General features: G+C 63.9%; 13 protein-coding genes. 6 read left to right on the forward strand and 7 right to left on the reverse strand.

Going from position 1 to position 17,334, the window contains the following annotated elements; genetic code table 11:
* Positions 1 to 2 precede the first annotated feature (2 nt).
* Genes AC1D1J_RS21040 through glnE form a run of 4 tightly spaced genes read right to left on the reverse strand, consistent with a single transcriptional unit; the run spans position 3 to position 6,370 of the window.
* The gene (locus tag AC1D1J_RS21040) at positions 3 to 1,181 is read right to left on the reverse strand and encodes an efflux RND transporter periplasmic adaptor subunit (protein ID WP_477695774.1); all 1,179 of its coding nucleotides are present in this window, start codon (positions 1,179 to 1,181) and stop codon (positions 3 to 5) included.
* A gap of 49 nt (positions 1,182 to 1,230) precedes the next feature.
* On the reverse strand, positions 1,231 to 2,757 hold the full coding sequence (locus AC1D1J_RS21045; RefSeq protein ID WP_477695775.1) for an efflux transporter outer membrane subunit: 1,527 nt from the start codon (positions 2,755 to 2,757) through the stop codon (positions 1,231 to 1,233).
* Positions 2,744 to 3,502, reverse strand: a complete 759-nt coding sequence (locus AC1D1J_RS21050) for a CerR family C-terminal domain-containing protein (protein ID WP_477687528.1) — start codon at positions 3,500 to 3,502, stop codon at positions 2,744 to 2,746. Before AC1D1J_RS21050 ends, AC1D1J_RS21045 begins: the two co-directional genes overlap by 14 nt.
* 45 nt (positions 3,503 to 3,547) lie before the next feature.
* On the reverse strand, positions 3,548 to 6,370 hold the full coding sequence (glnE, locus tag AC1D1J_RS21055; RefSeq protein ID WP_477695776.1) for a bifunctional [glutamate--ammonia ligase]-adenylyl-L-tyrosine phosphorylase/[glutamate--ammonia-ligase] adenylyltransferase: 2,823 nt from the start codon (positions 6,368 to 6,370) through the stop codon (positions 3,548 to 3,550).
* Between the two features lie 73 nt (positions 6,371 to 6,443).
* On the opposite strand from glnE, the gene AC1D1J_RS21060 reads away from it, so the two are divergent.
* The 4 genes from AC1D1J_RS21060 to AC1D1J_RS21075 are packed head-to-tail and all read left to right on the forward strand — an operon-like array spanning position 6,444 to position 14,199.
* Positions 6,444 to 10,649 (forward strand): YhdP family protein, encoded by a 4,206-nt coding sequence (locus AC1D1J_RS21060; RefSeq protein WP_477695777.1) that lies wholly within the window; start codon positions 6,444 to 6,446, stop codon positions 10,647 to 10,649.
* 2 nt (positions 10,650 to 10,651) lie between these two features.
* Entirely contained in the window at positions 10,652 to 11,458 is an 807-nt protein-coding gene (locus AC1D1J_RS21065; protein WP_477695778.1) for a carbon-nitrogen hydrolase family protein, read from the forward strand.
* 10 nt (positions 11,459 to 11,468) lie between these two features.
* The gene (locus AC1D1J_RS21070) at positions 11,469 to 13,562 is read left to right on the forward strand and encodes a two-component system sensor histidine kinase NtrB (RefSeq protein ID WP_477695779.1); all 2,094 of its coding nucleotides are present in this window, start codon (positions 11,469 to 11,471) and stop codon (positions 13,560 to 13,562) included.
* 10 nt (positions 13,563 to 13,572) lie between these two features.
* Positions 13,573 to 14,199, forward strand: a complete 627-nt coding sequence (locus tag AC1D1J_RS21075) for a response regulator transcription factor (RefSeq protein ID WP_477687523.1) — start codon at positions 13,573 to 13,575, stop codon at positions 14,197 to 14,199.
* A gap of 18 nt (positions 14,200 to 14,217) precedes the next feature.
* On the opposite strand, the gene AC1D1J_RS21080 is transcribed toward AC1D1J_RS21075, so the two are convergent.
* Positions 14,218 to 14,445, reverse strand: a complete 228-nt coding sequence (locus tag AC1D1J_RS21080; protein ID WP_477687522.1) for a hypothetical protein — start codon at positions 14,443 to 14,445, stop codon at positions 14,218 to 14,220.
* Here AC1D1J_RS21080 and mltA point away from each other — a divergent pair.
* Both mltA and AC1D1J_RS21090 read left to right on the forward strand, forming a co-directional pair.
* On the forward strand, positions 14,444 to 15,556 hold the full coding sequence (gene mltA, locus AC1D1J_RS21085) for a murein transglycosylase A (RefSeq protein WP_477695780.1): 1,113 nt from the start codon (positions 14,444 to 14,446) through the stop codon (positions 15,554 to 15,556). The two genes, AC1D1J_RS21080 and mltA, sit on opposite strands and share 2 nt — an antisense overlap.
* 35 nt (positions 15,557 to 15,591) lie before the next feature.
* Complete coding sequence (locus AC1D1J_RS21090; RefSeq protein ID WP_477687520.1) at positions 15,592 to 15,930, forward strand: hypothetical protein; 339 nt, start codon at positions 15,592 to 15,594, stop codon at positions 15,928 to 15,930.
* A gap of 90 nt (positions 15,931 to 16,020) precedes the next feature.
* Here the strand turns inward: AC1D1J_RS21090 and AC1D1J_RS21095 are convergent, their stop codons facing one another.
* Together AC1D1J_RS21095 and AC1D1J_RS21100 are read right to left on the reverse strand one after the other, a co-directional pair.
* Positions 16,021 to 16,677, reverse strand: coding sequence for a hypothetical protein (locus tag AC1D1J_RS21095; protein WP_477687519.1), 657 nt, complete (start codon positions 16,675 to 16,677; stop codon positions 16,021 to 16,023).
* Between the two features lie 135 nt (positions 16,678 to 16,812).
* On the reverse strand, positions 16,813 to 17,298 hold the full coding sequence (locus AC1D1J_RS21100) for an Lrp/AsnC family transcriptional regulator (protein ID WP_477687518.1): 486 nt from the start codon (positions 17,296 to 17,298) through the stop codon (positions 16,813 to 16,815).
* Between the last annotated feature and the right edge of the window lie 36 nt (positions 17,299 to 17,334).

A 17,334-nucleotide genomic window follows, 5' to 3' on the forward strand; every position in this document is an offset into this window, starting at 1 on the left:
CCTTATTTGATAGCTGCTTGCGCACGACTGGCAGGTGCTACGGCCGGATTTGCCGTAATTCCAGGAGTGGCGTCGCTGACCCGGACCAGGTCGCCATCGTTGAGGAAACCCGCCCCGCTGACGATCACTCTTGTATCGGCGGTGAGGCCGGAGGTAATTTCGACCCGGTCGCCCGCGAGCCGGCCGGTCTGCACCTTGAGCTGGCTGATGCGGTTGTCCGGGTTGAGGCGAAAGACGTAGTTGAACCCGTCGCGCACGACCAGCGCAGGTTGCGGGATGGTCAGCGCGGAGGTGCTGCCCAGATCGAATTCGCCGCGGGCAAACATGCCGGCCTTGGCCGGAGAGGCCATGCCAGCCGAAACCGGAAGGTCCACATAGACCAGCGCCGCGCGGGTCTGCGGGTCCACGCTCGGAGCGATCATGCGCACCCGGCCTTTGAGTTCGGCGCCGCTGGCAGCCATCACGCTGGCAACCGTGCCGGCCTTGATCCGGCCCAGCTCGGCCGAGGTGACTTCCGCGCGCCATTCGAGGCGGCCGCCCCGGATCAGGCGGAACAGCTCGGTGCCTGCCGGCACCACCGACCCCACCGTTGCGGTGCGGGCGGAGATCACGCCGTTGTCGGGCGCCAGCACCTGCGTGTTTTTACCGCGCACCTGCTGAACCTCAAGGAGCGCCCTGGCGGCCTCGACACGCGCCTTGGCGGTTTGCTCGGCGGTGTTGTACTGGTTGATCTGCTGCTCGCTTAAAGCGCCCGAATTCGCCAGTGTGCGAGCACGCGCTGCGTTGTCTGCTGCATCGGCCGCATTGGCCTGGGCCTCGATCAGGCTGGCTTTGGCCTGAGCCGTGTCCGCCTGCACACTGTCGCCAGAGAACACCGCCAGCACTTGACCGGCCTTGACCTGGTCGCCCACGTTGGCCTGCACCTGCACCAGCCTGAGGCCGTTCGATTCGGAGCCGATCACGGCTTCCTGCCAGGCGGTGATATTGCCGTTGGCGCTGAGCTTCACCGGCAAGGTCACTTGAGACGGCAGCGCGGTTGCGACAGTCAATGCCGGCTTTGCAGTGGCAGTCTTGTCTTCTTTTGCGTCGGCCTTCAGAAGAAAAAAGGCCGCAGCTCCGGCAATGAGCACGGCACCAGCGATCACAGCGAGAGCGACGGGTTTGAGTTTGAAGTTTGGCATGGTGTTCAAAGGATCTGTCATAGGTGTGGCAGGGTCGGCAAACCGCGCCTCAGGGGGCGGTGAGGGCAGCAGGGGTGAAAGGTGCCGGCACATCAGAGACCAGCGGCGACACAGGGGGTTCGGCGGTGGACCAGCCGCCGCCGAGCGCCCGGTACAGCGCAACCCAGGCGCTGCGCCGGTCGCGTTGCAACGTGACCAGTGCGCTTTGTGCGGCCAGCAGGGTGCGGCGGGCGTCTTCAAGCTCGACCAGGCTCGCCAGCCCGCTTTTGTAGCGGGCTTCGGTGCCGACGAATGACGCGCGATAGCCTTGTGTGGCGACCAATGCATCCTGGCTGCGCTCGGCGGTGCTTTGCAGGTTGACCAGCGCTTCCTCGACTTCCCGCACGGCCTTTCGCACGCTGCCGCGGTATTGGGCGGCGGCGTCCTCGTAGCGCGCCTTGGCGGCTTCTACATTGGCCTCGCTGGCGCCGCCGTCAAAGATCGGGATGGTCAGCTGCAGCGGCCCGACGGTCCAGGTGTCAAAGCGCTGCGTGGTGCTGGCGGTGTATGACCTGTTGGTCGCAACCGAGCCGCTCAGGTTGAGCCTTGGAAAGCGTTGCGCGCGCGCGCTGCCGACTTCCAGGTGAGCGGCATCCACTTCGCGTGCCGCATTGAAGATATCGGGCCGCTGGGCCAGCACTTCCGCCGGCACGCTGATGACAGGCGCTACCGATTCCAGAGTCAGGTCGACCGGTGTGCTGGCCAGTTTTTGCCGCAGTGCGGGTTCATCGATGGCAGTCAGGGCCACCAGTGCCTTGACATCCAGGTCGCACAGTGCGCGCTGCTGGATGGCGTTGCTGTTGCCTTCGGCCGCGCTGGCCCTGGCCAATGCCGCGGTGGCGGGCGCCTGAAAACCTGCCCTGGTGCTGAGTTCCGCCAAACGTGCAGTTTCACCCCGGGATGCGGCATCGGAGCGCGCAACCTCGAGCAGCTTTTCGCAAGCGCGCAGGCTGTAGTACTGGGTGGCGACCTCGGCGGCAACCGATACACGCGCCGAATGCCACAGCGCCTGGGAGCCTTCCAGCCGCTGCTGATCGGCATCCCGGCTCGCGGCGTACTGACCAAAGAGGTCGATTTCCCAGGAGGTCTGCAACCCCACCTGGGTGGTTGTGGAAATGGGCGGCGCTGTGCGGTTCACGGGCGCCGAGCGTCCGCGACTGGCGCTGGCGGTGCCATCGAGCGTGGGCAACATGGCTGCGCCGGAAGCCACGCGCGAAGCCCGTGCCTGCTCGATGTTGGAGCGCGCTGTTGAAACGGACGGGCTGACCGATTCCGCCGCCATGATCAATTCCACCAGCAAGGGGTCATTTTGCTGCTGCCACCATTGCGCCAGCCCTTTCAGGCTGCCGCCGTGGGGCAATGCGGCCGTGGTGCCCGCCGCCGGCAAAGGCGTTTGCCATTGCGCGGGAATCGAGATGGCAGGCGGTGTGTGCGGATTGTCGGAGGCGCAGCCGCCCAGCAACAGCGCACACGCGCCGAACAGCGGCCCCGCTGTCAGCAAGCGCAAGCGTTCGCATCCGGAGTCAGTTTTTTTCATGGTGTGCTGTTTTCAGTCGTGGCCTGTCAGCCGCGGGGTGATCGGAAAGGTGATTTCGGCGTGCCATTTCGACACCTACCATGGCTTCGGCATATGCCACCAGGCTGACAGCCCACTGTTCCAGGGCTTCAGGTGTTCCGAACAGCTGGGGCCGGATCGCTTCCACGACCTCGCGGCTCAGGAACATTTGAAGTGCCAGCCCGGTGATGGAAAACGCCAGCCTGTGCACCTCGTCGTCGGCTTTGGTGAGGCCTAAATGGCGGCAAAGCACGGTGACCAGCGCGGTATGCGCCGGCTTGATGCCCTGGTCGATTTCCTCGGCCCACAGGCCTGTGGGTTCCAGCATCTCACGAAAGTGGAGCTTCATGCACAGCTGCACCAGTTCACCCTGACGCAAAGGTTCGAGGAAGCTCGAAAAAAAGCCTTCAAGAGACTGCCGCAAGGTGAAGTGGGGCTGGTTGTACAGCGCAATGTCATCGCGCGCGCTGCCCAGCGGTTCGGTGAAAACAGCCCGGTACAGGCCGGCTTTATCGCCGAAGTAATAGCTGATCGCCGCCACGTTGGCCCCCGCTGCATGGGCGATATCGCGAATCGAGGTTTTGGTAAACCCTTTTTCGGAAAACAGCCTGAGTGCCGCGAGCAACAGGTGCGCCCTGGCATGGGCGCCGTCGGAGCGCTGTTTTCGGCTTTCCCCTTCAGGCTTGGCTGGGTGCGAAGGTGTTTGAGAGGGCGGGTCGGGTGTCATGTGCCCGGATTAGAGCACATTAATCAAACAATCGATTGAATTAAATCAATTGTTTGATCTAAAAGTGGCAACCCACAGTTGCTGGATCGCGCCGCGCTCTGCCTCAAGCGCAGGCGGGTTGACCTGGGTGGGTTCTTCGTTGAGGCGTGCGCGGTGCTGGACACGCCGCAGTTCGCGGTAGGCGCTTGCCGCCCGCTGGCCGACGCCGGCCGGCAGCAGGCCGGCCGTTTCTGCGCGTTGCAGGAGCGAGATGTTGCCGACGTTGTCCCTCAATTCCGGGTGCCGGGCTGATTGGGAAAGCACCAGGAACTGCACGGCGAACTCGGCGTCCACCATGCCGCCCGCGCTGTGCTTGACGTCAAATTTTTCAGCCTTGAGCGGAGGCGGGCCTGAGACGGATCCGCCTGTGGGGTTTGGCGTTGCGTGGAGGCTTTTGACCGGATGGGCGTCGCGAACCTTTTCGCGCATGGCCACAATTTCGTTGCGAAGCGCAACGATGTCGCGCGGGGCGGTGATGACGGTCTGCCGGACCTCGTCAAACCGCAGGCGCAGCGACTCGTCACCCAGCACGAAGCGCGCACGTGTCATGGCCTGGTGTTCCCAGGTCCAGGCGGTATTGCTGCCACGCTGCTGCTGGTAGCGGGTATAGGCCTCAAAACTGGTGACCAGCAGGCCTGAATTGCCATTGGGCCGCAAGGCGGTGTCGATTTCAAACAGGTCGCCTTCGCCGGTCTTGATGGTAAGCCAGTTGATCAGCTTGCGCACAAACGCCGCATAGACTTCGGGCGCCCGCTCATCGTCGTCCTCATAGACGAACACGATGTCGAGATCGCTGCCGTAACCCAGTTCTTTGCCGCCCAGTTTGCCGTAGGCAATGATGGCGAACTGCGGTGTTTCACGGTGCCGGTTTTTGAGGCGTTGCCAGCACCAGTCGGTGGTGATGCTCAGCACCGCTTCGGCGAGAGCCGTCAGATCGTCGGCCACCTGCTCGACCGTAAGTACGCCTTCCAGGTCGCGTGCCAGGGTGCGAAACACTTCCGCATGGTGGGCGCGGCGTAGCAGGTTCAGGCAGGTTTCCTCGTCGTCCTCGCCCGTGCTCCTGAGCGCGGCCAGCCGCTGTTGCAGGTCACGCGCGAAGGCTGTGCCGTCAAAGCGTTCCTTGAGCAGCTCGTCGCTGGCCAGTTCATCAATAACGCCGGGGTGCTGCAGCAGGTAGCGCGCGGGCCATTTGGCGGCCCCCAGCAGGCGCAGCAGGCGCTCATGCACCGCAGGGCGCTCCAGCAGCAGTGCCAGGTAGCTCTCCCGCCTCAGGAGCGGTTCTATCCAGTCGATGATGCGTACGGCTGCTTCTTCGGTGACTGCGCCTTCCGCCAGCCAGGCGGCTGTGCGTTGCACCAGCCGTGTCAACCTCGCCCGGGAGTCTTCGCGCAAGGCCAGCACCCGCGGGTGCTGGCGCCACAGTGTCAGGCGCGCGCGAAACTGTTCCGGCCACTGTTCCGACAATTGCTCCAGCAGGTCTTCGAGCTGCTGCGGCGCCGCCTTGGCCGTTTTGCCGCAGCCTTTGCAGTCGGGCTTGCCGCCCAGCAATTTGTCGAATTCCCCGGCCACCAGCTCCCGGTGGGTGTCCAGTTCGCTGAGGAAAAGGCAGCAATTGCTGTAGCCCAGCGTTTCCGCGATCCATGCCAGGTCGTCATCGCGTGTCGGCAGGACGTGGGTCTGCTGATCATCGAGGTACTGGATGCGATGCTCCACCCGGCGAAGAAAATCATAGGCCCGCGCCAGCGCATCGGCGGTTTCCTGCAACATCAGGCCCGCGCGTGCCACGCGCTGCAGGGCGTCGACCGTGGGGCGGGTGCGCAACTCGGGAAACTGTCCGCCGCGCACCACCTGGAGCAATTGCACGGTGAATTCAATTTCGCGAATGCCGCCGCGCGACATCTTCACGTCGTTGGCCCGCTCCGGGTGGCCGGCGCAGCGCTTGGCGGCATGCTCGCGGATTTGCCGGTGCAAGGTGCGCAGCGCATCGAAGACGTTGTAGTCAAGGTAGCGCCTGAAGACGAAGGGCAGCACGGAGCCGCGCAGGGCCTGCGCCGAGCCGTCCTGCACGCATTCAAGCGGCGCCACCACCCGGCTCTTGAGCCAGGCAAAGCGTTCCCATTCACGACCCTGTGCCTGGAAATACTCCTCAAGCGCGCTCAGTGAAATGGCCGCCGGCCCGGAGCTTCCGTTGGGCCGGAGCGCCAGGTCCACCCGAAACACAAAACCATGCTCCGTGGCATCACCAATCAGGCTGAAGACGGCTTTGACCTGGTGCGCGAAGTACTCGTGGTTGGATATCTGCCCGCGGCCATCGCTGCGCCCCCGGGTTTCGCCGTCGTGGTCGTAGACATAAATGAGGTCGATGTCGCTGGAAACGTTGAGTTCGCGCGCACCCAGCTTGCCCATGCCCACGACCCACATGCGCGCACGCTCCCCGTCGGGGCCTTGCGGTGCGCCATGCAGCCCGTCAAGTTCGGCGCCCGACTCGCGCATGGCGACATCCAGGGCCAGCTCGGCCAGCTCGGTCATGGCGCAGGTCACCACGGCAAGTGGGGCCTGGCTTTCGAGGGCACCGTCACAGTCGAGCACCACCAGTCTTTCCATGACCAGCTGGCGAAGCACCCGAAGCGCCGCGCCTGTCGCCATGCCCTGCGCCAGCAGCGCGTCCAGCGCGACCTGCATGGCGGCGCGCACGGGGGCGCCCGCAGGCAGGAGGAAGAGTTGATCGGCGTAGCGGCGGCGGATGCGCTGGACGAACCGTGAATAGTCCGACGCGGCCGGCCCGGCGGCGAGTAAGGTATCAGGGCAGGCGGTTTGGGCGACGGTCATCACACTACTTCACAAAACTTCATGGTTCACTGCCGGGCGAACGCTGGCCCCGGCGGTCATAATTCTCATGTCAATGGAGCCAACGATCCCCAGCCTGCCTACCCCGCCGCCGCAACGACTGCGATGGCTTGCTCTTACCCTGCGCGTGTTGCTGTGGCTTGTTGCCACGGCCTGGGTGCTCTTTGGCCTGACCTGGTTCGTGCTGCATGGCTGGATTGTGCCGCGAATCGGGGAGTTCCGTCCGCGCCTGGAAATAGAGGCCAGCAAGGCTTTGGGGGTGCCTGTTCGCATTGGCGGAATCACCGCACATTCCCAGGGGATGATTCCTTCGTTCGAGTTGCGCGACGTGACCCTGCTCGACGCCCAGGGGCGCGAGGCCCTGCGGCTGCCGGTGATTCTCGGCGCCCTGTCCGCTTCTTCGATCTGGGGGTTGGGCTTCGAGCAGCTTTATATCGACAAGCCCGAGCTGGACATACGGCGAACCGCTGACGGAAAGATCTATGTCGGCGGCCTCGATGTTTCGCAGGACCGGGCGGCCGGCGAGAGCGCCGCTGCGGACTGGTTCTTCTCGCAGACCGAGTTTGTCATGCGAGGCGGCACCGTGCGCTGGACAGATGAAATGAATCCGGCACCACCCTTGGCGTTGACGCAGGTCGACTGGGTGATGCGCAATACGCGGCGGCGCCACCTCATGCGCCTGGATGCCACACCCCCCGCAGAATGGGGTGACCGTTTCACTGTCCGGGGCATCTTCCGCCAAGCGCTGTTGTCAAGCAGCGCCGGTGATTTTGATGCCTGGACAGGCCAGCTATTTGCCGGGTTCGACCGGGTGGATGCGTCCCGCATCAAGCCGTACCTCAACCTGGACGCACTGGGCATTGAGCTGACACGCGGGAATGGCGCGCTTCGCGCATGGGCAGATATTTCCCAAGGCCGGGTGACCGGCGGCACGGCCGATGTGGCACTGCAGGATGTAGATGCCCGCCTGGGTGCCAAGCTGCAGCCTTTGGCCTTTGATTTTGTCGCCGGGCGTGTGGGTGGCGGCCAGCGTACCAATGGTTTTGATTTCAATACCGAAGGCCTGCGCTTTCGTACCCGCGACGGCCTGCAGTGGCCAGGTGGCAATGTGGCGCTGGTGCACACAGGGGACGAGGCCGGCGTTGCGCAGCACACCGAACTCAAGGCCGACAAGCTCGATCTTGCAGCGCTCGCACAGATTGCCAATCGCCTGCCGCTTGATGCTCCCGTCCATGGGCTGATCGCTTCATTTGCCCCGAAGGGGCTGGTCGAAAGCGTTGAGGCCCGCTGGCAGGGACCGCTGGATGCCCCTGCCGCCTACGCCGCAAAAGGGCGCGTCGCCGGGCTGAGTATTGCTGCCCTGCCCGCGCCGCCCAGCCCAGCGTCAGTGCATCCCAAGCCTGGCAGGCCGGGAATCAGTGGCGCCACCATTGACTTTGACCTGACGCAAGCGGGTGGACGGGCCGGGGTCAAGATACTCAACGGCTCGCTCGACCTGCCGGGCGTGTTTGAGGATTCGCTGGTGCCGTTTGACCAGCTTTCCGCCGAGACGCAATGGAAGTTTGCGGGCCGGAAAATCGAAGCGCAGCTGAACAACCTGCGATTTGCCAATGCCGACGCGCAGGGAGAAGCGCAAGCCGCATGGCATACCGACGATGTGGTTTCCAGCAAGCCGCATGCTGCAGATGCAGCAGACCCCAGATTCCCGGGTGTGCTGGATCTGCAGGGCGTTTTGAGCCGCGGTGATGGCGAGCGGGTACACCGTTATTTGCCGCTGGTATTGCCGGACCGGGTGCGCCACTATGTGCGTGACGCGGTCGTGCAAGGCCAGGTCAGCGACGTGAAGTTCAAGGTCAAGGGGCCGCTGGCGCAATTGCCTTTCACCAACCCGGCGCAAGGGGACTTCCGGGTGACCGCCAAGGTGCGGAACGGGCACTATGCCTATGTGCCCAAATCCATACAACCGGCCGGAGCGGCGGGGTGGCCGGCCTTGACGGAACTCAACGGCGAACTGGTGTTTAACCATGCGGCACTTGAGGTCAACGACGTCACCGGCAAGGTCAATGGCCTGCCGGGTTTGCAGCTGGTCAAGGGTAATGCGCGTATCCCTGACCTGACACATGACACCACTGTCGAGGTGAACACACACCTCAAGGGGCCGCTTGCTGATGCGCTGGGGTTCGTCAACCAGTCCCCGGTTGCCGGCATGACCAGCCATGTGCTGGCCAAAGCAGTTGCGGCCGGGTCGGGCGAATACCGGTTCCGGCTGGACTTGCCTATCCACACCATCGATAAATCCCGGGTGGACGGTACCGTCACGCTGCCCGGCAATGACCTGCAATTTGGCCTGGATACCCCAGCGCTGACAAAACTCAAGGGCGTTGTGACCGTGAGCGAACGCGGTTTCACCGTGACAGGTGCTCAGGCACGGCTGCTTGGCGGCGACGTCCGTTTTGACGGTGGCACGCGGGTGCAGGCGCGATCACCCGGCAATGCAGAGCCGGAAAGCCTGGTGGCATTCAAGGCGCAAGGCGTTGTCACCGCTGAAGGGTTGCGCCAGGCCAGGGAGCTCGGCGCGCTTTCGCGCATGGCCCAAAATGCCACGGGCAGCACTGCCTACACCGCCTCATTGGGTTTTCGCCGTGGCGTGCCTGAGCTGGTTGTCGCCAGCAGCCTGCAAGGCATGGCGCTTAACCTGCCCGCGCCCCTGAGCAAGACAGCGGAAGCGGCATTGCCGCTGCGGTTTGAGAATTCGCTTTTGCCGACCTCCATGGGGCCAGGGCAAAAGCTGGAGGACCAGCTGTCGGTGACCATCGGCCGTGTAGCGTCCATCATGTATGTGCGCGACGTCAGCGGCAGCGAACCTCGTGTGATACGGGGCGGAATTGGCGTCGGACTTGAGCCGGGGGAGACAGTGCCTGTGCAGGAGGCCGGTGTGGCGGCCAATATCAACCTGGCCCACGTGGACCTCGATGCCTGGCAAAAAATACTGGCAGATTCTTCTTCCGGCAGCGCGCTCCAGACACCTCCGCCGGTGGCTGCCACTGCGGCGACCAATCGGGCCGCCGCGAACGCGTCCCTGACTTATCTGCCGACCTCGATGGCCATTCGCGCAAAGGAGCTGGTGGTTGAAGGGCGCAAGCTGAACAACGTGGTGGTGGGAGGTTCCCGTGAAGGCCTGACATGGCGTGCAAATATCGACGCGTCGGAGCTCAATGGATATGTCGAATTCCGGCAGCCTGGCGGCATAGGCGCCGGGCGGGTCTATGCGCGGCTTTCCCGTTTGAGCCTGGCGCCAGGTACGGCCAGTGACGTGGAAGCAATCCTGAACGAGCAGCCTGCCAGCATCCCTGCCCTGGACATCGTGGTGGAAGACCTGGAACTGCGCGGCAAAAAACTGGGGCGGGTCGAGATCGACGCCGTCAACCGCGGAGCGTCTGCCGCGGCCCGCGAGGGCGTGCGCGAATGGCGCCTGAACAAGTTCAATGTGATCCTTCCCGAGGCGGTGCTGACGGCAACGGGCAACTGGGTGGCGATCAATGCCCAGAGCGTTGCGGCAAATGCGCCGCGTGCCGCGCGCGCGGCTGCCGAGCGCCGCCGCACCGTGATGAATTTCAAGCTGGACATCGCCGATTCGGGTGAGCTGCTCAAGCGCTTTGGCATGGGTGAGGTCATTCGCCGCGGCAAGGGCAAGCTGGAGGGGCAGGTCGCGTGGATGGGGTCACCTCTCAGCCTGGACTATCCCAGCATGAGCGGACAGTTCAATGTCAATGTGGAGTCAGGGCAGTTTGTCAAGGCTGACCCGGGCATCACAAAACTGCTGGGCGTGTTGAGCCTGCAGTCTTTGCCCAGGCGGCTGACCCTGGATTTCCGGGACGTTTTTTCCGAAGGCTTTGCCTTCGACTTTGTCCGCGGCGACATCAATATCAACCAGGGCGTCGCCTATACCAACAACCTGCAGATGAAGGGCGTGAATGCGGCCGTGCTGATGGAGGGCAGTGCCGATATTGCCAAGGAGACGCAGAACATCAAGGCGGTCGTGGTGCCGGAAATCAATGCCGGTACGGCTTCCCTGATCGCCACAGTCATCAACCCGGCCATCGGCCTGGGCAGCTTCCTTGCCCAGATGTTCCTGCGCCGGCCTTTGATGCAGGCGGCGACCCAGGAATTCCACATAGAAGGAACCTGGTCTGACCCGAAAATCATCAAGGTGGATCGCAAGGCACAGGCTGCAGCAGAGCCTGTTCAGGAGGTTCGTTGACCATGAAGATAGCTGCCATCCAGATGGTCTCAGGTACGCGCGTGCAGGACAACCTTGCCGCGGCGCGCAGCCTGCTTGAGCAGGCTGCGGCCCAGGGCGCCGAGCTGGCGGTGCTGCCGGAGTATTTCTGCATCATGGGCTTCAAAGACACCGACAAGCTGAAAGTCCAGGAGAGCGTCGGAACGGGCTTGATACAGGACTTCCTGAGCCGGTCGGCGCGTGAGCTCGGCTTGTGGATCGTGGGCGGCACGCTGCCCATGGCAACGTCTGATCCGGCGCGCGCGCGCAACTGCTCGCTGGCCTATGCGCCGACGGGCCAGTGCATCGCGCGGTATGACAAGATCCATCTTTTTCGCTTTGCGCAGGGAAAGGAAGACTATGACGAGACGCGTGTGCTGGAGCCTGGCGCACAGCCCGTCCGGTTTGATCTGGCTTCCCGCGATGGCCATGTCTACGCTGTTGGCATGAGCATTTGTTATGACCTGCGCTTTCCGGAGCTTTACCGCGCGCTGAAGGCCGATGTATTGCTGGTGCCCAGCGCGTTTACCTACACCACCGGGCAGGCGCATTGGGAAGTGCTGCTGCGTGCACGCGCCATTGAAAACCAGGCCTACGTCATTGCGGCGGCGCAGGGCGGCACGCATGAAAACGGCCGCCGTACCTGGGGCCACAGCATGCTGGTGGATCCCTGGGGTGAGGTGGTGGCCCAACAGGCTGAAGGCGCAGGCGTTGTTCTGGGTGAAATCTCCAGCACTCACACGGAAGGTGTACGAAGCCGTTTGCCTGCATTGAACCATCGTTTCCTATGAGGCCGGGCGCGTGAGGTTTCCGTTTGCAAAGGGTGTCAGCCGCGCCAGCAAGCGCTGGTCCCTGTGGGCGCTACTGGTGGCGCTGCTGGTGGCGTTGCTGGGCATTCTGGTGTGGCTGGCGGGACGGTATGAGTCCAGCATGGTGCAAAGCCGGCTGGAGCATGACGCAGCGGAAGCCGTAACAGACATCCGCTCGGGACTGACGCGCAATATCCAGACCGTGCAGGCCCTGCAGTCCAGCGACCGTACGCCGGAGTCGTGGCATCCATCCGCCGCTGAGCTGCTTCGCGAGCGCCGTGAAATCATGCGGCTTGAATGGCGCAACGAAGCGCTCGATGTGCTCGGGTTTGTGGAGACGCCCTATCGCACTTCGGTGTTCGAGCGGCTCGGGCGGGGCAGTTTGCAAACCGACGTGGGCCTGACCTGCACCACGGCCCGGCGTCTGAGCGGTGCGGCCTACTCCACCAGTTATTTCATGCCGCAGCGCGATGGCCTGGGCCTGGAAGTGCTCGACATGTGCCTGCCCGTCGTGGTGGCGGGGCGCCTCACGGGGTATAGCGTGGTCACCTATTCGCTGCAGGACATTCTGGGGGAACTGGTCGGCCGCCAGCTCGCCCGGGGCATCGGTCTGTCTTTTACCGAAGCGGACGGCACGCGTCTGGCCCTGCAAGGCGTGCCTTCGCGCGGCAGCCGTATCTATATTGCGCAACAGCTGCTGGACCTGCCCGGCAATACGCTGGTGGTCAGGATGGAAAGCCGGCTGGGCACGCCGGCCCTTTTCCCCAATGTGCTCACCGCGCTGGTAACCGCCATGTCACTGGCGCTGCTTGCCGTGCTGTACCTCCTCGCAAGGGATATGCGACGCAGGCTGAAAGTCGAGCATGACCTCGGCGAAGCCCTGGCTTTTCGCAAGGCCATGGAGGACTCTGTGCTGACCGGCCTGCGCGCGCGAGACTTGCAAGGGCGCATCACTTACGTGAATCCGGCGTTTTGCAAGATGGTTGGCGTGGACGCCAAGGATCTGCTCAATCAGAGCTTTCCCTCACCCTACTGGCCCCCCGAACTGGCCGGCGTTTATCAGCAGCGTCAGGAAATCCGGCTGGCAGGCAACAGCCTGCCCAGGGAGGGCCACGAATCGGTGTTCATGCGGCGCGATGGCACGCGGTTCCCCGTGCTGATCATGGAGGCTCCGCTGATCAATGCCGTGGGCAAGCACACCGGCTGGATGAGCGCGATTCTGGACGTCAGTGAACAGCGACGGGTGGAAGAACTTTCCCGTGCCAGCCAGGATCGCCTGCAGGCCACCGCACGGCTGGCAATGGTTGGCGAGATGGCCTCGCTGCTCAGTCACGAACTCAACCAGCCGCTGGCCGCCATTTCAAGCTACGCCACAGGCTCGCTCAACCTGCTGCAGGACGGCATGGACCACGACAAGCCGCTGGCAGCGAATGCCAGCTCAGCGGTGGCGCCGTTGTCGGAAGATTTGCAGCTGGCCATGCGCCGCATTGCCGAGCAGGCCGAACGCGCGGGAAAGGTCATCAAGAGCGTGCATGATTTTGTGAGGCGGCGCGATCAGGTGCGCGAAGCCGTGCAGCCTCGCGCGCTGCTGGACGCCATCATGCCACTGGTGACCCTTCAGGCACGCAAGCTCGGCGTGCGCGTGGTGATCGAGGTCGACGAGACCTGCACGCCCGTGCTATGCGACCGCACCATGGTTGAGCAAGTGCTTCTCAACCTCTCGCGCAACGGCATGCAGGCCATGCAGGCCGCGATCCATGAAGGCGGGGCGGCGCAGGCGGCCCCGCGGGAAAAAGTGCTGACGCTGCGTATCCGTCCGGCCGCATCGAACGCGCAGAGCCGCTGGGTGGAATTTTCGGTGACGGATTGCGGTGAAGGCATTTCCAGTGAAGTGGCCGAGCAGCTCTTCACGCCATTTTTCACCACCAAGGAAGAGGGCATGGGGCTGGGCCTGAGCCTGTGCCGCACGGTGATTGAGCAGCACGGCGGCTTCCTGGGGTTTGAGCCCGGCCAGCCGCGGGGTACGATTTTCAGTTTCACCCTGCCGGCGGCGCTGCCGCATGATGCAGGTGCGCCGACAGCCTGAAGGACACAGCATGGAACCCATTCAAAATGCCACGGTTTATATCGTCGACGACGATGCCAGCGTGCGCGACGCGCTGGCCTGGCTGCTGCGCTCGCGCCGCCTGTTGAGCGAAACCTTCGACAGTGCCGAGGCGTTTGATGCGCGCGTGTCACAGCACTTCGCTGTCAAGTCGCCTTCCTGCGTGCTGCTGGATGTACGCATGGCGGGCCTGAGCGGCCTGGCCATGTTCGAGAAACTGATTGCCTACGGCTTGCTGCCCACGCTGCCGGTGATCTTTTTGACGGGCCATGCGGACGTTCCCACGGCGGTCGACGCGGTCAAGCGCGGCGCTTTTGATTTTTGCGAAAAGCCCTTTTCAGACAACGCGTTGGTAGACCGCATTGAACAGGCGCTGAACCATTCCGCCGGGGCACTGGCGCAGCACAGCGAGTCGACCGGCCTGCAAGCCCGGCTTGACGGCTTGACGGACCGGGAGCGCGATGTGATGAAACTGGTGGTGGGTGGGTTGCCCAACAAGCTGGTGGCGGACCAGCTTGACATCAGTGTGCGCACGGTGGAGGTCCACCGTGCCCGGGTTTTTGACAAAATGGGTGTCAAGTCGGCTGTGGAACTGGCCAATCTGCTGCGCAACCTGTAGCTGCGGCGCGGCGCCGGCTTATTCTTTTCCGGGCTCGGCAGGAGTCTCTGAATGGACTGGTTCCTTCAACTCGCCATTTTTGCGGCCCGAAAACATCGTCCACCACACAATGAACACCAGCAGCAGCAACGCCCCCAGGGCTTCGAGCAAAAGTAGGGCCATGACATTTCCTTGGATTTCAAAAAAGGCTTCGATGCCTGTGCTGCCGTCAATGCGCTCATTGCGGCTTGTCCCAATTATCGCCATGGTGGCGCTGCTCGCTTCCTGCGCAAGCCCGCCCCGGCCGCCTTCGACCGTCCCGGCGGGCGAGCCCACAGCCCCGGGCGTCCGCGCCGGCGATACCGGCCCATTGCCCGCGCCCATGGTGCAGGGGAAAAGCCGCTGGGTCGCGGTCCGCTGGGCCGAGTTGCCCGGCTTCGAAGAAGACGCGCTGTTTGAGGCCTGGAACGCCTGGCTCAAGAGCTGCGAGCGTCCCGGCCCGGGTTTTGCCCCCCTGTGCGGCGAGATCCGGCGCCTCAGCATTGCGTCTGCCGATGAGCAGCGCAACTGGATGGTCCGGCGCTTGCAGCCCTACCGGGTGGAGAGCCTGCAAGGCGTTGCCGAGGGGCTGCTGACCAGTTACTACGAGCCTGTGCTCAAGGCCAGCCGGCAGCCCGGTGCGGGCTACGAGGTGCCGCTGTACCGCCCTCCCGCATCGCTGGGCAGCCGCAAACCGTGGTTCTCGCGGCAGGAAATCGACACCCTTGCCGAAGCCAAAGCCGCGCTGCGCGGCCGCGAGATCGCCTGGCTGGCCGACCCGGTTGAGGCGATGTCGCTGCACATACAAGGCTCGGGCCGGCTGAACATCACGGAAGCCGACGGCTCGCAGCGTGTCGTGCGCGTGGCCTACGCAGGCACGAACGAGCAGCCGTTTCGCAGCGTGACCCAGTGGCTGCTGGAGCAGGGCGAAGGCCGCATGACGGCGCCCTGGGTGGAGTCCACCAAGGCATGGGTTGCGAAAAATCCGCAGCGCTCCCAGCAAATGCTCTGGAGCAACCCGCGCTACACTTTTTTCCAGGAGCAGCCGCTGAGTGAACTGGACACCGCCTTTGGACCCAAAGGTGCGCAGGGCGTGGCATTGACGCCGGGCCGATCAATCGCGGTTGACCCGGCAAGTATTCCGTACGGCACGCCGGTATGGCTGGCGTCCCGCGGCGGCGCGGCCAATCTGCAGAAGCTGGTGCTGGCGCAAGATACCGGCAGCGCGATTGTGGGTGCGGTCAGGGCCGATTATTTTGCCGGAACCGGCCCCGAAGCCGGCCTGCTGGCGGCGCGTGTCAACCAGCCGCTGCGGCTTTGGGTGCTCTGGCCGAAGTGAGTGCTCGAAACGTTGGGCAAGCTGAAGGAGATTCCATGAAACAACTGTCGACCCGGACCGGGATGGGCTTTGTAGCGGTGACCGGAGCGCTTGTGCTGGCAGCCTGCGCGGCAGGTGGCGGGCCTTCGTTTGCCGCGCAGTACCGCTGCGAACACGGCGCTGACTTCAAGGTGAAGTTTGTGGACGACACCGCCGTGCTGGATAGCGCCGGCGGCTCGGACCTGCTGTTTCGCGACGCAGGCGGCCAGGGTGCACAGCAGACGGTGTACAGCAATCCGCGCATACGCGCCGAGTTTGGCCTGGGCGCCAGCGGCCGCGAGGCGGTGCTGCGTTATCCGCTGCTGCCGCTGGTCGCGCGCTGCGTGCGCGACTGACTCCCCGGAGGCGCTCAAAACCCTCCCGGCGTTGTCGCGCCGCCCTGCCATGCCAGGACCGCTTCGCCGGGTTTTGTGAGCGGCTCTTTTTTAGCGCACGGAGAGGCGGACTTCCACCCTCATCCCGTCCCGACGGGTGGATTGCCGGCTGTCGGCGATGCCGCTGCTGCTGCCGGCGCCCGTATCGTCCGACTCGGCCACGGTGACCCATTCCCCGAGGCGAACGGTCAGCGAGGTGCTGGTGGACGATGAGGACAGGGGCGCCTGCGGCGACGAGCCTGTGCGGCTGGCCTGCCCCGCGGCCAGTTCCAGCTCCACGTTGTCGCCGCCGTACCAGGTGGGCCTGGCTGAAAAGCCGCTGTTGGCCTCGATGAACACGGTGCCGGCCTGGCGTGCCTGCACCAGCCGCAATGGCTGGCTGTTGCCCAGGTTGATGTTGGCGTTGCGCCCGTTGAGCACCAGCACGCGCTGCACCAGGTCGCGTGAATCGCTGCGCTGGCTGTCCTGGGCTGTGATCTGGGCATTGAGGCCCGAACGGCCCGGTTGCAGCACAACACCGCCCTGTGCGCCCAGGGCACTCTGGGAGCGCAGGCTGCTGCCGGCCTGCCGCACTTCTATCTGCAGGTTGCGCATGGGCAGCGCCTCCGGGTTTGCTCCTGAATTGATAGCTGGTTGCGCTTGCAGGGCGGGCGCCAGGGCCATAAAAAGCATAAAGGCCAAAGAGGCGGGACGGGCGGATGGTTTCATGCGGGGCTCCTTCAGGCGTTATCTTGCAGGTGTTTCATGTGCCGGCCATGTGCACAGCGAGCGAGTTTGGTGCTATTAAATAAATAGCTGGTTGCGCCCGTCGGTAAAGGGTTTCAGGCACTATTTTCTTGAATTTTAGGCTGTAACCCGCGTCAGGTGCCCGAGCGGCAGCGCGCTGCTGGCTTTGACTTCGCCCAGCGAAAAACTGGTGTGCAAGTCTTTCACATTGGGCAGGTTGATCAGGTTTTGCAGCGCAAACTTGCTGAAAGCCTCCAGGTCTTGCGCCACCACCTGCAGCTCGAAAGTGCCGGTGCCGCTGATGTAGTGGCAAGAGACGATCTCCGGCAGCTTCTTGATGGCCTCTTCCAGCTGGCGCGTTGCGTCGCCACTGTTGCGGTCAGCGTCCAGCCGCACAAAGGCCAGAACGCCCAGCCCGATCTTGTGGCGGTTGATCTCGGCACGGTAGCCGGTGATGAAGCCCGATTCTTCCAGCGCCCGCACCCGCCGCCAGCAGGGCGCGGCCGACAGGCCCACACGGGAGGCCAATTCCGTGTTCGTCAACCGGGCGTCGAGTTGCAACTCATTCAGGATCGCGATGTCAAACTTGTCTAATGTTTCCATGTTTGCCACTTTACAGCAATATTCTTTCTGGAAGTG

The organism is Polaromonas sp. P1_F8 (assembly GCF_056405635.1).

Coding starts and splice junctions, on each gene's coding strand:
- AC1D1J_RS21095 (WP_477687519.1), bottom strand. CDS start 16,677: ATGAAACCATCCGCCCGTCCCGCCTCTTTGGCCTTTATGCTTTTTATG.
- AC1D1J_RS21090 (WP_477687520.1), top strand. CDS start 15,592: ATGAAACAACTGTCGACCCGGACCGGGATGGGCTTTGTAGCGGTGACC.
- AC1D1J_RS21050 (WP_477687528.1), bottom strand. CDS start 3,502: ATGACACCCGACCCGCCCTCTCAAACACCTTCGCACCCAGCCAAGCCT.
- AC1D1J_RS21100 (WP_477687518.1), bottom strand. CDS start 17,298: ATGGAAACATTAGACAAGTTTGACATCGCGATCCTGAATGAGTTGCAA.
- mltA (WP_477695780.1), top strand. CDS start 14,444: ATGGTGGCGCTGCTCGCTTCCTGCGCAAGCCCGCCCCGGCCGCCTTCG.
- AC1D1J_RS21080 (WP_477687522.1), bottom strand. CDS start 14,445: ATGGCGATAATTGGGACAAGCCGCAATGAGCGCATTGACGGCAGCACA.
- AC1D1J_RS21075 (WP_477687523.1), top strand. CDS start 13,573: ATGGAACCCATTCAAAATGCCACGGTTTATATCGTCGACGACGATGCC.
- AC1D1J_RS21065 (WP_477695778.1), top strand. CDS start 10,652: ATGAAGATAGCTGCCATCCAGATGGTCTCAGGTACGCGCGTGCAGGAC.
- AC1D1J_RS21040 (WP_477695774.1), bottom strand. CDS start 1,181: ATGCCAAACTTCAAACTCAAACCCGTCGCTCTCGCTGTGATCGCTGGT.
- AC1D1J_RS21060 (WP_477695777.1), top strand. CDS start 6,444: ATGGAGCCAACGATCCCCAGCCTGCCTACCCCGCCGCCGCAACGACTG.
- glnE (WP_477695776.1), bottom strand. CDS start 6,370: ATGACCGTCGCCCAAACCGCCTGCCCTGATACCTTACTCGCCGCCGGG.
- AC1D1J_RS21045 (WP_477695775.1), bottom strand. CDS start 2,757: ATGAAAAAAACTGACTCCGGATGCGAACGCTTGCGCTTGCTGACAGCG.